Source organism: Streptomyces sp. NPDC001381 (assembly GCF_042895685.1).
Taxonomy (GTDB): domain Bacteria; phylum Actinomycetota; class Actinomycetes; order Streptomycetales; family Streptomycetaceae; genus Streptomyces.
This window is the reverse complement of record NZ_JBIAWO010000002.1, coordinates 456,739-469,974: the sequence shown is the minus strand read 5'-3', so window position 1 is coordinate 469,974 and position 13,236 is coordinate 456,739. Positions and strand designations below refer to the sequence as shown.

The window sequence follows — 13,236 nt, the reverse complement described above, 5'->3', positions numbered from 1 at the left end:
GCGCCGCGCCCCGCACCCCGAACGGGAAGCGGGACGCCGGCCGCCGCACACGAGGCGCGGGGCCGGCGTCAGGTCGTTCCCCCGGTGTCCGTGCAGGCCGGTCAGTGCGCGCCCACCAGCTCCTGGTCGGTGGTGCGCGGCGCCTGCCGCGCGCCGCGCAGCGCGGCGATCCCGATGAAGACCATGGACGAGACACCGGCGAGCGCGAAGGCGGTGAAGCCCCAGTCGCCGTGGCCCGCGGCGAGCAGCTGGCCGCCGAGCCAGGGGCCGAAGACGGCTCCGAAGCGGCCCATGCCGGAGGTCCAGCCGACGGCGGTGGCACGGCGGTCCGGGTCGGACCGGATCGACACCGTCGCGTAGATCATCGTCTGGGCGCTGTTGAGGAAGACGCCGGTGAGGAAGACGACGATCATCGTGACGCTCGTCGACATGTGCACGCTGAGGAGAGAGACACCGGCGGCGGTGAGCGCGAACCAGACCGCCGAGATGCGGGGCGCGCCGAACCGGTCGGCGGCGCGGCCGGCCAGGAGCATGCCCGCGATGCCGCCGAGGTTGAAGACGACGACGAACGTCAGGGCGTTGGCGAGCGCGTAACCCTCGGCGCGCATCAGGGTCGGCAGCCAGGTGGCGACGCCGTAGACGAGGAGCAGACCGCCGAAGGAGGCCAGCCAGTACAGCAGGGTCTGGGTCCACTCGCCGCCGCGGAAGAGGCCGGCGAGGGCGTCCCAGCGGTCGGCGGCCGTCCTGCGGCCGGACTTCGCGGCGGGCAGCTCGACGTCGTAGCGGGCGGCGAGCGCGTCCGCCTCCTCGGTGCGGCCCTTGGCGACGAGGAAGCTCAGCGACTCGGGCAGGAACTTGGCGAGCACGGGGGCGAAGAGCAGCGGCACCACGCAGACCCAGAAGGCCGCCCGCCAGCCGACCGGGTCGATCAGCCACTTGGCGACGTAGGCGGAGAGGATGCCGCCGGCGTGGTGGGCGGTCATCAGCAGGCCGATGACGAGGGCGGCGCGGCCGCGCGGGGCGTAGTCGGAGACCATGCTGATCGCGGTGGGCAGCAGGCCGCCGAGGCCGACGCCGGCCAGGGTCCGGCCGAGGCCGAAGACCGCGACGCCGTCGGCGAGGGCGCACACCCCGGAGGCCAGCGAGAAGAGGACCACGCAGCCGACCATCAGCTTCTTGCGCCCGATCCGGTCGGCGACGGTACCCGCCGTCAGGGCGCCGACCAGCATGCCGAAGGTGGCGTAGCTGCCGAGGTCGCCGGCCGTGTCCGCGGTGAGGCCGAAGGTCTTCGTCTCCAGCAGGTGCGGCAGCACCGAGCCGTAGATGAACATGTCGAGGCCGTCGAAGAGGACGGCCAGCCAGCACAGTCCGACGACCAGGAGGGCCAGTCTGCTGCCGCGGGCGGACAGAGCGGGGGAGGAGGACATCGTTGTTTCCTCTCGTCCAGGAGGCGTTCCCTGGAGGGGATCTCGAACGGGGGTCCCCCGGCTCGGACGGAGCCGGGAGCCGGGGGCGGGTCTTCAGCGGCTCGTGCGGCTGACCCGGTGCGCTAGACGCTAAGGACCCACCCCGAGAGTGTCAACGCTTTTGTCAACAATCTCATCGACAATCCAGCCGGGGGCCGTCCGGGCGCTACGCGACCGGGGGCGTCCCGTGCGTGTGGAAGGACTCGATGGTCTTCAGGCCCCAGGCCTGCCCCTTCTTCCGCTCCTCCTCGGTCCAGGTGACGAGCGGCCAGTCGGGCGCCAGCATCAGCCGTGTGAGCGGGTTGCACAACTCCACGCGGTTGCCGCCGGGCTCGTAGACGTACAGGAAGAACGTCTGCTGGATGGCGTGCTTGTGCGGGCCCGTCTCGATGAAGACGCCCGTGTCGATCGCGAGGTCGGCGGCCCGCAGGATGTCCTCACGGGTGTCGGTCGCGAAGGCGAGGTGGTGCAAGCGCCCGGCGCTGCCCGTCCAGTCCGAGGTGTAGACCACGTCGTACGACTTGTTCGTGTACGTCAGCCAGCGCGCGGCGATCTTCCCGCTGTCGAGCCTGATCTGCTCGGTGGGCCGGGCGCCCAGCACCCTTTCCTGGAACTCGGCGTTGGCGAGGACGTCGGCGGCGAGGAAGTTGACGTGGTCCAGGCGCCGCACGCCCACGCCCCGGTTGGGCTTGGCCTGCGGCTGGTTCTTCAGCGCGGGCCTGAGCTCCTCGGGTGCGCGGTAGTGCTCGCTCTCCCAGTACAGCGCGTGTTCATGGCCGTCCGGGTCGGTGGTGACGTAGAGCTTGCCGAGGCCGGGCTCGTCCTCGACCCAGGTGCCGGTGCCGCCCGCCGCCTCGACCGCGGCGACCCGGCGGTGCAGGGCCTCCTCGCTGGAGGTGCGCAGGGCCAGCCGGCCGAGGCCGGGCTGCTCACGGGCGGTGAGGACGAGGCTGTGGTGCTCGTAGTCGTCGAAGGTCCGCAGGTGGACGGAGTCGCCCTGCTCGCCGTTGACCGTGAGGCCCAGATAGTCGGTGAAGAAGGCGACGCTGGCGTCCAGGTCCGGGGTGAAGAGCTGCGCGTGGCCGATGTGGGCGATGTCGCCGAGCGGCGGAGTCATCGTTGACCTCCAGGAGATTGCGGGGGAAGCGGCGCCGTCTCGGCGGACCGGGGGAAGACCGTGCCGTCGAAGAGCTTGCGGGCCGTGCGGACCACGGCGGTGCGGCCGGCGCGGGGCAGGCCGCCGGTGGTGCCGCCGAGGCTGGTTTCGATGTCCAGGAATCCAGTGGGATGTTCTATGCGCATGCGGTCGCCGCCGGACGGGGGATCCGCGATCTCGGCCCCCACGCCGCCTTCGATCCGCAGACCGGCGGCGACGCCGGCCGCGCAGAGGACGCCGATGGAGGCATGGCAGCGCACGGGAATGAAGGTGCGGGTGCTGACCGCGCCGCCGTCCCGGGGCGGGGCGAGCAGGGTGAGCTTGGGCACGGTGGTGTCCGTGACGTCGCCGAGCCCCATCAGCCGGCCCGCCGCGAGCCGGATCGTGCGCAGACGGCCGGCCAGGGCCACGTCCTCCTCCAGGTCCCGGGGCGGCTCGTAGCCGGTGACCTTCAGGGCGGAGGCGGGGATCAGGACCGTGGGCATGCCGTTGTCCACGCAGGTCACCGGCACCCCGTCGATCACGTCGCGGACGTTCCCGGTGGGCAGCAGCGGGTTCGCGCCCGGCGGGAACTCGATCACCACGGGCGCGGCCGTCCCCGGTACGCCCGAGATCCCGGCGTCCCCGGTGTAGCGCACCCGCCCGCCGGGGGTCGGGAAGGTCGCCGTCGCGTAGTCACCGCTGTTGACCATGCGGATACGGACGGCGGTCTCCCTCTCCCCGGCCGGCACGAGTCCGCGCTCCACGGCGAACGGGCCGATGCCGGCGAGGATGTTCCCGCAGTTCTGACGGGCGCTCACCTCTGGTTTCTCGACGGCCACTTGGAGGAAGAGGTAGTCGACGTCGGCCTTCGGGTCGGCGGACCGGGACACCACCGCGACCTTGCTGGTGAGCGGATGCGCGCCGCCCAGGCCGTCGATCTGCCGCTCGTCGGGGCTGCCCATGACGCGCAGCAACAGCTCGTCGCGCAGGGCGGGTTCGGACGGCAGGTCGTCGGCGAGGAAGTACGCGCCCTTGGAGGTGCCGCCCCGCATCAGCAGACAGGGCACCTCCTCGGGCACGGAGGTCATCGCGACTCCCCCGTGTACTCCTCGTACGTCCGGTACTCGACGCCGAGCCTCTTCAGGGTCTCCCTCAACCCGTAGCGGTCCAGGCCCAGTTCGCCGTCGAGGAAGGCGGCACGGGAGCGCGCCTCCTTGGCCTCGCGGGCCTGGGACGCCTCGGCCACGGCGCGGGCCCGCTCGCGCGGAACGACCACGACACCGTCGTCGTCGGCGAGGATCACGTCGCCGGGGCGGATCACCTGGCCGTCGATCGCGACCGGCACGTTGACCGAACCGCCGGTGGCCTTCACGGTGCCCTGCGCGGAGACCGCCCGCGACCAGGCGGGGAAGTCCATCTCCCGCAGTTCCTGGGTGTCCCGGACGCCCGCGTTGATGATCAGCCCGCGCACCCCGCGCCGCTGGAGCGCGGTCGCGAACAGCTCGCCGAACATGCCGTCGGTGGACGGGGAGGTGGTGGTGACGACCAGGACGTCGCCCTCGCCGCACTGCTCGACGGCCGCGTGGATCATGAGGTTGTCGCCGGGCCAGCTGAGCACGGTGACGGCGGTGCCGGCCATCCGTACGCCGTGCTGGACGGGCCGGATCCCCGGTCCCAGCAGACCGGTCCGCCCCATCGCCTCGCTCACGGTGGCCACACCGAAGCCGGCCAGCGCGTCCACGTCCGTCTGCTCCGCCCTGGGCGGACCCGTGACGATCACGCCGCCCACGCTTCCTCCTTGTGCGGAGCTCCGCTTCGGCTCGCTCACGCCAGCTCCTTCGCGATCTGCGGGTAGGGACGCATGTACGCCTCGGCCATGGTCCTGTGCGCGAGGCCCAGGTTGGGGCCGGCGTTGCGCTTGAGCTGGACGCCACGGCGGACGGCGAGGTCGGTGTAGTAGTCCCACAGGTGCTGCTGGGCGGCCAGGCACTCCATCGCCTCGCGCTTGGTCTCCCAGACCTCGGTGATGTCGAGCAGGACCTCGGGCCTGAAGCCGCTCATCTCGGGCTGGTGCGGCTCGAAGTAGAAGACCGGCGGGGCCCCGATGATCTCGCCCTCGCCCGGGTAGCCGATGGCCTGCGCCAGCACGCGCGCCTCCAGGGCCATACGGTGGGCGGCCGGGTGGTCGCCGTTGTACGGGTCCTCGGCGGGGTGGGTGAGGACGACGTCGGGCTGGGTCTCGCGGTAGAGGGCGACGAGCCGGTCGGTCAGTTCGGCGGAGGCGACCAGGGGGTAGTCGCCGGCGTCGAAGAAGCGGACCTCGGCGCCCAGGGTGGCGGCGGCGCGCTCGGCCTCGTCCCGGCGTATCGCCTTGATCTCGTCCAGCTTCCTGCCCTCGCGCCACGCCTTGGCGGACTCGCCGCGCTCGCCGAAGGTCAGACAGGCGATGGTGACCTTCTCGCCGCGTGCGGCGGCCAGGGCGATGGCGCCGCCCGCGCGCCACACGAAGTCCCCGGCGTGCGCGGTGACGACGAGGGTCGAACGGGGTGGGCTGGCGGGCGCGTTGGCCTGGGTCATGCTGCATTCTCCTTGGTGACAGGTGGGCGCCCGCCCCGCACGGCCGCGATCAGTCGCGGAGCGCGTCGATCAGTCGCGGAGCGCCTCGATCACGCTGCTGAGGTGGGCGCGGACGGCCGTCTCGGCCGCCTGCGGGTCCCTGGCCCGGATCGCTTCGATCATGGTCAGGTGCTCGCTCAGGGATTGCTGCGGACGCCCCGGCCTCAGCGCCAACTGGAATCGGTGGCGCACCAGTTGGGCGTTGAGGCGCTCCAGCAGATCCACGGCGGTCCGCTGTCCGGAGAAGTCCCGGACCTTGGCGTGGAGCTCCTGGTTGAGGTCGGAGTAGGTGACCGGCTCGCCGTCGGCGACGGCCTTGGTCATCGCCGTGCCGAGCTCGGTCAGCTCGGCCAGCTGCTCGTCGCTGGCCGCGACGGCCGCCTTCGCCGCGCACAGCCCTTCGAGGACCATGCGGCACTCGGTGATGGCGACCGCTTCGTCCACGGTCACCACCCGCACCCGCGAGCCGCGGTTGCGGATCCGCTCGACGAGTCCCTGGGACTCCAGATCGATGAGTGCCGCGCGGATGCTGGCCCGCGTCACACCGAACTGCTCGGCGAGCTCGTTCTCCACCAGCCGCTGCGCCGGTGCCATCTCGCCGTGCAGGATCGCCTGCCGCAGCTGCGCGAGCGCGTGCTGCTTGGCCTGCTCCCCGGTGCCCGGACGGGCTTCCTTCGGCATCGTTGCCCTCCCTGAGTGAGTGCCTGTCGAACCTAAATCTAGCCAGACAAGATTGTCAACAATTTTGTCCGCCGTCTTGCCTGTGGATCGGCCCGCCCGCCGGCCCCCGGCGCGGAGCCCCTCCACCCCGTCCGCCGGTGTCGTCGGCCGCGACGAAGTGTCCTCCCGCCTGCGGCGACACCCCACACTGTGTCCACGCCCGGCGGCCCGACGCCCTCGCTAGGGTCACCCCATGACGCACAGCTTCGCTCTCCACATCCCCGACGCCGACCTGCGGCCCGAGCCGCTCGACCCGGCGCAGATCGTCTCCGGGACGCCCGAGGTGACCGGCAAGGTGGTGTGGGAGTCACCGGACGGCCGGCGGATCCGGGGCGTCTGGCAGATCACCCCGGGCGTCGTCACGGACACCGAGGCGGACGAGATGTTCGTCGTGCTCAGCGGGTCGGCGACCGTCGAGGTCGAGGGCGGCCCCACCCTCACCGTCGGGCCCGGCGACATGGCGGTACTGCGCGCGGGCGACCGGACGACGTGGACGGTGCACGAGACACTGCGCAAGGCGTACGCGATCGACCTCTGAGCGACCGGGGGCGCTCAGCCTCCGCGGCCGAGCGGTCTCGGTGGCCGGTCAGCCGTCGGACGGAGGCGCCGTCGTCCCACGGATCTCCAGCGTCGGCGTGGCCAGTCGGACCCGGCCGTCCCCTCCGCGCCCCTCGAACCGGTCCAGGAGGCAGCGGGCCGCCCGACGGCCGACCTCGTGGCCCGCGTTGTCCACGGTGGTCAGCCACAGATGGCGCAACCGGGACGTGCTGGTGTTGTCGTAGCCCACGACGGACAGGTCCCGCGGAACCCGCAGACCCAGCTCCTCGGCCGCCGACAGCACACCGACGCTCGCGATGTCGTTGACGGCGAAGACGGCCGTGGGCCGGTCCGGACGGCCGAGCAGCCGTACGGCGGCGCGGTGACCGCCCTCCTCGGTCATGTCGCACGCCTCGACCAGGGCCCGCCCCGTCCCCCGGTCCCGCATCACCGCCTCGAAGCTGCGCCGGCGCAGCTCACCGACCGCGCCGTAGCCCGCGATGTGCGCGATCCGGCGGTGCCCGAGCCCGAGAAGGTGTTCGGTGACCAGCCGGGCCCCCTGCCCGTCGTCGCCCGCGACGACGTCGACCCCGGCCGGGACGGGCTCCCGGGCGCCCGCGACGACGACCGGGATCCGCTCGGCGACCGTGCCGAGCGCCGCCGGATCGGGCAGCGTCCCCACCACGACCAGACCGTCGGCGCCGAGGTCGAGGAACGGGCCGGCCGGGTCCTGGCCGACGCGGCGGTTGAGACGGGCGTCGGCGAGCAGCATGTGCAGGCCGGCCGTGTGCAGCAGGGAGTTGAGGCCGTCCAGGAGGTCGACGTACCAAGGGTTGCGCAGGTCGTGCAGGAGCACGCCGACCGTGCGGCTGCGCTGCTCGCTGAGGCTGCGCGCGGCCGCGTTGGGCCGGTAGCCCAGCTCGCGCACGGCCCGCAGGACGGCCTCCCGCTTCTCGGCGCGCACCTGGTCGGAGCCGCGCAGGACGAGGGAGACCAGCGACTTGGACACTCCGGCACGGTCGGCGACATCGCGGATGGTCGGCGGTCTCATGGTGTGGACCGTTCCATGCCGCTGACCGGTTGTCAAAGGGTCGCGAAAGGCTTGACACCCTCGGCAGACCGCCTCCAGGGTGAGCCTGGACAGGAAATGGACCGGTCCAAAGACGGGCCGGAGAGGGACTGCGAGGGCTGTCATGGTGGATTCGCTCGGTGTCGCCGTCGTCGGATTCGGCTGGATGGGCCGGGTGCACACCCAGGCGTACGCCCGCGTCCGGCACCACTACCCGCAGCTGTCCCTGCGTCCGGAGCTGGTGGCCGTCGCCGAGGAGGTCCCCGGCCGGGCGGAGGAGGCCGCGGCACAGTTCGGGTTCGCCTCCACCACCCGGGACTGGCGCGAGGTGGCCGCCGACCCCCGCGTCCGGGCCGTCAGCATCACCGCGCCGAACTTCCTGCACCGCGAGATCGGTGTCGCGATGGCCGAGGCCGGCAAGCACATCTGGATCGAGAAGCCGGTGGGCCTGACCCGGGAGGACGCCGCCGCGGTGGCGGACGCGGTGGCCGGGGCGGGGGTGCAGGGCGCGGTCGGGTTCAACTACCGCAACGCGCCCGCGGTGGAGACCGCCCGCGGCCTGATCGCCTCCGGCGAGCTGGGCGCGGTCACCCATGTCCGCATCCGTCTCCTCAGCGACTACGCCGCCCACCCGGACGGCGCCCTGACCTGGCGGTACGAGCGGGAGCGCGGCGGCAGCGGGGTGCTCGGCGACCTGGCCTCGCACGGCGTGGACCTGGCCCGCTTCCTGCTGGGCGACATCGCCTCCCTGACGGCCGACACGGCGGTCTTCGTCCCCGAGCGGGCCCGCCCGACGGGGGCGACGGCCGGTCACAGCCGCGCCTCGGGCGGTGCGCTCGGCCCGGTCGAGAACGAGGACTACGTCAACTGCCTGCTCCGCTTCGCCTCCGGCGCCCGGGGGGTCCTGGAGGCGTGCCGGGTCTCGGTCGGCGAGCAGAACAACTACGGCTTCGAGGTGCACGGCACCAAGGGCGCGGTGTTCTGGGACTTCCGCCGGATGAACGAGCTGGGCGTCAGCCGCGGCACGGCGTACCAGGACCAGCCGGTCAGCACGGTGTACGTCGGCCCGGGCGACGGCGAGTTCGGCGCGTTCCAGCCGGGCGCCGCGAACGCCATGGGCTACGACGACCTCAAGGTCGTGGAGGCGTACCGGTTCCTGCGCTCGGTCGCCGAGGGCACCCCGTACGGGGCGACGCTCGCGGACGCCGTGCGCAGCGCCGCCGTGCTGGAGGCGATGACGCGGTCGGCGCGGACCGGCGGCTGGGTCAGCGTGCCGGCGCCGTAGGCAGGCCGGCCGCGGGCATGTTGTACGGCGTCACCACCTGGATCGGCGAGGGCAGCGCCGGTCCCGCGGCCGGCAGCGCGCCGTGCGCCCGCATCACGATGTGGCAGGCCTCCCGCATGTCCTGGCGCAGGTCGTGGTGGAGGACGGCGGAGAGGCGGTGGTCGCGCAGCAGGCGGGTGTTGTCGTGGTCGAGGTCGTGCGCGACGAACACGGCGCACTCGCGGCGCGCGTCGGCGAAGGCCTTCAGGGTCGCGAAGTTCCCGCCGCCGATCGAGTAGACCGCCCGGATCGCCGGGTCACGGGCCAGGGCGGCCCTGACGAGGTCGTACTGGGTGGCGTCCAGTCCCTGGCCCTCGGTGATCTCCACCAGCGTCCGCTCGGGGTGCCGGGCCCGCATCACCCCGCGGAAGCCCATCTCGCGCTCCTCCTCGTTGCGGAAGAAGCCGCTGGAGAGGCTGGTCAGGATGTTGCCGGGGCGGTCGCCGAGCCACTGGCCCATCAGGTACGCGGCGGTGGCGCCGGCGGCCCGGTTGTCGATGCCGACATAGGCGAGGCGGGCGCTGGCGGGCAGGTCGGTGACGAGGGTGACGACCGGGATGCCGGCGGCGACCAGACGGCCCACGGCGGCCGTGATCTCGGGGACGTCGGGTGCCTTGAGGATCACGCCCTGCGAACCGCGCCGGGCTATCCGGTCGAGGGTGGCGACCTGCTCCCCGACCGGTCCGGTCTCCCGGAAGTGGAAGCGGGAGCGCAGCACGGCCGGGTGCAGGGAGGGCAGCTCGGCCTCCAGGGCGGCCCGCACCGCGGTGCTGAACCGCTCCGGGGCCTGCATCACGATGTCGACCATGAAGGTGCGCCCGACGAGCCGGACCTGGGTGCGCTGACGGTGCAGGTCGGCGATGGCCCGCCGCACCTCCTGGGCGGTGGACTCGCGCACCCCTCCCCTGCCGTTCAGCACCCGGTCGACGGTGGCCTCGCTGAGGCCCGCCTGACGTGCGATCTCGCGCAGCGGGAAGGGATGGCCCACGGAAGGCTCCTCACGGGTCGAAGGGCATGCTTGAGGGGTTTTTGAAGGCCGCCTGCTGGTTGTTCGACGGGTTTGTCATGACAAGAATGGCAGCGCTGAGCCGCCGTTGTCATCGAAGGGACGACGATGTCCTTCCTCTCCGTGCCGGGCAGTGCCTGGCTGAGCGAGCGGGACTGCGACCTGCGGGCGTTCCGTGCGCTCGTCGAGCGCACGACCGACCTCGCGGACTTCCCGCACGCCTCCGCCGTGCAGGGGAACGTCCTCGTCTACGACGGTGAGCGGCTCCGTACCTCCTCGGCCGACCGTGAGCTGCGCGCCGAACTGGTGCGCGCCTTCACCGACGGGCCCGGGGTGGCCGTCTTCCGCGGTGCCTTTCCCGACCCGGTGGTCGTCGACCGGCTCAGCGCCGTGTTCGACGCGCTCATCGCCGAGCAGCACGCCTCGGGAGCGGCCGCCGGTGACCACTTCGCTCGTCCAGGCGCCAACGACCGGGTCTGGAACGCGCTGGAGAAGGCGGCGCTGTACGACCCGGACGCCTTCGCCGACTACTACGCCAACGACGTCCTCGCGCTGGTCTCACGGGCCTGGCTGGGCCCCGGCTACCAGGTGACCTCGCAGGTCAACGTGGTCAACCCGGGCGGCGCGGCGCAGAGCCCGCACCGCGACTACCACCTCGGGTTCCTCTCCAACGAGACCGCCGCCGCCTACCCGGCGCACGTCCACCGCCTCTCCCCCGTGCTCACGCTCCAGGGCGCGGTCGCGCACTGCGACATGCCGGTGGAGTCCGGTCCCACGCTCTACCTTCCGTACTCGCAGACGTACGAGCCCGGCTATCTGGCCTGGCGGCTGCCGGAGTTCCAGGCGTACTTCGAGGCGCACCACGTCCAGCTGCCGCTGGCCAAGGGCGACGCGGCCTTCTTCAACCCGGCGGTGTTCCACGCCGCCGGCACCAACCGCACCGCGGACGTGCGCCGGACGGCCAACCTGCTCCAGGTGTCCTCGGCGTTCGGGCGCGCGATGGAGACCGTGGACCGGGAGGCGGTCGTGAACGCGGTCTTCCCCGTGCTGCTGCGGCGCCGGGCGGACGGCGTGCCCGAGGAGTGGCTGGAGCACGTGATCGCGGCGAGCGCCGAGGGCTACCCCTTCCCCACCAACCTCGACAGCGACCCGCCGGTCGAGGGTCTGGCCCCGCCCGCCCAGGCGGACCTCCTGCGGCGGGCGCTGCGCGAGGAGTGGACCCCGCGGGCACTCCGGGACGCACTGCGGGCCGGCACCGAGCGACGCACCAGCTGAAAGGAACGCGGTCCATGGGACTTCTCGACGACAAGGTCGTGCTCGTCAACGGCGGCAGCCAGGGGGTCGGCGCGGCCGTCGCGCGGGCCGCGGTCCGCGAGGGCGCCCTCGTCGCCGTCACCGGACGGCGGCCGGAACCGGGCGAGGCCCTGGCGGCCGAGCTGACCGAGGCGGGCGGCAAGGCGGTCTTCGTACGGGCCGACCTGGCGGACGCTCGGCAGGCGACGGCGTCGGTGGCCGAGACGGTGGCCGCGTACGGCCGGGTCGACTGCCTGGTCAACTCGGCCGGGCTGACCTCCCGGGGCACGCTCCTCGACACCACGCCCGAGCTGTTCGACCAGCACGTCGCGATCAACCTGAGGGCGCCGTTCTTCGCCATGCAGGCGGCGGTCGCCGACATGCTGGCGCGCGAGGCGCCCGGTTCGATCGTCAACGTCATCAGCACCTCGGCGCACGGCGGGCAGCCCTACCTCGCCCCGTACGTCGCGTCCAAGGCCGGGCTGGCCGGTCTGACCCGCAACGCGGCGCACGCCCACCGCTTCGACCGGATCCGGATCAACGGCCTGAACATCGGCTGGACGGCGACCGAGGGCGAGGACGCCACGCAGAAGGCGTTCCACGGCGCCGGGGACGACTGGCGCGAGCAGGCCGCCGCACGGCTGCCGATGGGCAGGCTCGGCCAGCCGGACGAGATCGCCGACTTCGTGGTGTTCCTGCTGTCCGAGCGGTCCGGCGTGGTCACCGGTTCGGTGATCGACTGGGACCAGAACGTGCTCGGCGGCCTCGACTAGGCCCTCCCTCTCCGCCCCCTCCCCGCAAGAGTCTCAAGGAGCTGCACCCCATGCGCATCGGAATCCTCGGCCTCGGCCGCATCGGCGCCTTCCACGCCGAGACCCTCTCCGGGCTCGACGCCGTCGAGTCCCTCGTCGTGGCCGACCCGTTCGCGGAGGCCGCCAAGTCCGCCGCCGAGCGGTTCGGCGCCGAGGTCGCCGACTCCCCCGAGGCCGTGCTGGCCGCCGGCGTGGACGGAGTGGTGATCGCCGCCGCGACCGACGCCCACCCGGGTCTGATCCTGGCGGCCGTGGAGGCCGGCGTGCCCGTCTTCTGCGAGAAGCCCGTCGCCCGGACGATGAGTGAGGGTGTCGAGGTGCTCAAGGCCGTCCAGGGCGCGGACGTGCCCATCCAGATCGGCTACAACCGCCGCTTCGACGCCGGGTTCGCCGCCGCGCGGGCGGCGGTCCGGTCGGGCGAGCTGGGCACACTGCACACCGTCCGCTCGACCACCCTGGACCCGGCGCCGCCGCCGGCCGCGTACGTCGCCGCCTCCGGGGGCATCTTCCGCGACTGTTCGGTCCACGACTTCGACATCATCCGCTGGGTGACGGGGCGTGAGGTGACCGAGGTGTACGCGGTCGGCGGCAACCGGGGCGCCGACTACATCAGGGAGGCGGGCGACGCCGACACCACCGGCGCCCTGCTCACCCTCGACGACGGCACCCTCGCGGTGATCTCCAACTCCCGCCACAACGCGCGTGGTTACGACGTCCGCATGGAGATCCACGGTTTCCGGGACTCCATCGCCGTGGGTCTGGAGGACAAGCTGCCGCTGCGCTCGGTGGAGCCCGGCGTCACCTTCCCCGCGGGCACCCCGCACGACTTCTTCATGGACCGCTTCACGGCCGCCTACCGCGCCGAGCTCACCGCGTTCACCGAGGTCGTGGCCGGCACCCGGCCCTCTCCGTGCACGATCGAGGACGCCCTGGAGGCGGGCTGGATCGCGGAGGCCTGCACGCTCTCGCTGCACGAGCACCGGCCTGTGACGATCGCGGAGGTGCGGGCCTCCTGACCCGGCTCGCCTTCCAGCAGGGCGGTCCCGCCGGGCCGCCCTCACAGGCAGTAGCGGACCATCCATTCGTCCGGGTCGTACGCGTCCCGCGCCGGGTCCCGCGGTGTGGCCGGCCGCTCCTCCACGGTGTCCTCGGGACGCACCCGCTCGGGCAGCGCTCCGAACCTGGCCCGGCGCCGGGCCTCCGCACTGCCGGCCCGCTCTTCCTCCTGCATCTCACCCTCCCCGCTCACGACTGC

The 13,236-nt window shown here is 72.8% G+C and carries 14 protein-coding genes; 5 read left to right on the top strand and 9 right to left on the bottom strand.

What is annotated here, in order from left to right:
- Window positions 1–101: 101 nt before the first annotated feature.
- The 6 genes from ACFY2L_RS09230 to ACFY2L_RS09205 form a co-directional block, all read right to left on the bottom strand.
- Window positions 102–1,427 carry an MFS transporter gene (locus tag ACFY2L_RS09230; protein ID WP_390821931.1) on the bottom strand — a complete coding sequence of 442 codons (1,326 nt, stop codon included), beginning with the start codon at window positions 1,425–1,427 and terminating at the stop codon, window positions 102–104.
- Window positions 1,428–1,632: 205 nt separating this feature from the next.
- Window positions 1,633–2,583 (bottom strand): VOC family protein, encoded by a 951-nt coding sequence (locus ACFY2L_RS09225; protein WP_390656279.1) that lies wholly within the window; start codon window positions 2,581–2,583, stop codon window positions 1,633–1,635.
- Window positions 2,580–3,692 (bottom strand): 4-oxalomesaconate tautomerase, encoded by a 1,113-nt coding sequence (locus ACFY2L_RS09220; RefSeq protein ID WP_390656278.1) that lies wholly within the window; start codon window positions 3,690–3,692, stop codon window positions 2,580–2,582. Before ACFY2L_RS09220 ends, ACFY2L_RS09225 begins: the two co-directional genes overlap by 4 nt.
- On the bottom strand, window positions 3,689–4,393 hold the full coding sequence (locus ACFY2L_RS09215; RefSeq protein ID WP_390822399.1) for a 4-carboxy-4-hydroxy-2-oxoadipate aldolase/oxaloacetate decarboxylase: 705 nt from the start codon (window positions 4,391–4,393) through the stop codon (window positions 3,689–3,691). Before ACFY2L_RS09215 ends, ACFY2L_RS09220 begins: the two co-directional genes overlap by 4 nt.
- A gap of 35 nt (window positions 4,394–4,428) precedes the next feature.
- Window positions 4,429–5,181, bottom strand: a complete 753-nt coding sequence (locus ACFY2L_RS09210) for a PIG-L deacetylase family protein (protein WP_390821930.1) — start codon at window positions 5,179–5,181, stop codon at window positions 4,429–4,431.
- Window positions 5,182–5,250: 69 nt separating this feature from the next.
- The gene (locus ACFY2L_RS09205; protein WP_390821929.1) at window positions 5,251–5,901 is read right to left on the bottom strand and encodes a GntR family transcriptional regulator; all 651 of its coding nucleotides are present in this window, start codon (window positions 5,899–5,901) and stop codon (window positions 5,251–5,253) included.
- A gap of 232 nt (window positions 5,902–6,133) precedes the next feature.
- Here ACFY2L_RS09205 and ACFY2L_RS09200 point away from each other — a divergent pair, with 232 nt between their 5' ends.
- Entirely contained in the window at window positions 6,134–6,478 is a 345-nt protein-coding gene (locus tag ACFY2L_RS09200; RefSeq protein WP_390656274.1) for a cupin domain-containing protein, read from the top strand.
- A gap of 48 nt (window positions 6,479–6,526) precedes the next feature.
- Here the strand turns inward: ACFY2L_RS09200 and ACFY2L_RS09195 are convergent, their stop codons facing one another.
- Window positions 6,527–7,528, bottom strand: a complete 1,002-nt coding sequence (locus ACFY2L_RS09195; RefSeq protein ID WP_390656273.1) for a LacI family DNA-binding transcriptional regulator — start codon at window positions 7,526–7,528, stop codon at window positions 6,527–6,529.
- Between the two features lie 142 nt (window positions 7,529–7,670).
- Here ACFY2L_RS09195 and ACFY2L_RS09190 point away from each other — a divergent pair, with 142 nt between their 5' ends.
- Window positions 7,671–8,831 (top strand): Gfo/Idh/MocA family protein, encoded by a 1,161-nt coding sequence (locus tag ACFY2L_RS09190; RefSeq protein ID WP_390821928.1) that lies wholly within the window; start codon window positions 7,671–7,673, stop codon window positions 8,829–8,831.
- Here the strand turns inward: ACFY2L_RS09190 and ACFY2L_RS09185 are convergent.
- Window positions 8,812–9,858, bottom strand: coding sequence for a LacI family DNA-binding transcriptional regulator (locus tag ACFY2L_RS09185; protein WP_390656271.1), 1,047 nt, complete (start codon window positions 9,856–9,858; stop codon window positions 8,812–8,814). The genes ACFY2L_RS09190 and ACFY2L_RS09185 overlap by 20 nt on opposite strands.
- A 126-nt stretch (window positions 9,859–9,984) precedes the next feature.
- Here ACFY2L_RS09185 and ACFY2L_RS09180 point away from each other — a divergent pair, with 126 nt between their 5' ends.
- Genes ACFY2L_RS09180 through ACFY2L_RS09170 form a run of 3 tightly spaced genes read left to right on the top strand, consistent with a single transcriptional unit; the run spans window position 9,985 to window position 12,997 of the window.
- Window positions 9,985–11,151 (top strand): phytanoyl-CoA dioxygenase family protein, encoded by a 1,167-nt coding sequence (locus ACFY2L_RS09180; protein ID WP_390821927.1) that lies wholly within the window; start codon window positions 9,985–9,987, stop codon window positions 11,149–11,151.
- A 14-nt stretch (window positions 11,152–11,165) separates the two neighbouring features.
- The gene (locus tag ACFY2L_RS09175; protein ID WP_390656269.1) at window positions 11,166–11,942 is read left to right on the top strand and encodes an SDR family oxidoreductase; all 777 of its coding nucleotides are present in this window, start codon (window positions 11,166–11,168) and stop codon (window positions 11,940–11,942) included.
- Between the two features lie 50 nt (window positions 11,943–11,992).
- Window positions 11,993–12,997, top strand: coding sequence for a Gfo/Idh/MocA family oxidoreductase (locus ACFY2L_RS09170; protein ID WP_390821926.1), 1,005 nt, complete (start codon window positions 11,993–11,995; stop codon window positions 12,995–12,997).
- A gap of 41 nt (window positions 12,998–13,038) precedes the next feature.
- Here ACFY2L_RS09170 and ACFY2L_RS09165 read toward each other — a convergent pair whose 3' ends face one another.
- On the bottom strand, window positions 13,039–13,230 hold the full coding sequence (locus ACFY2L_RS09165; RefSeq protein ID WP_390657143.1) for a hypothetical protein: 192 nt from the start codon (window positions 13,228–13,230) through the stop codon (window positions 13,039–13,041).
- Window positions 13,231–13,236: the final 6 nt, after the last annotated feature.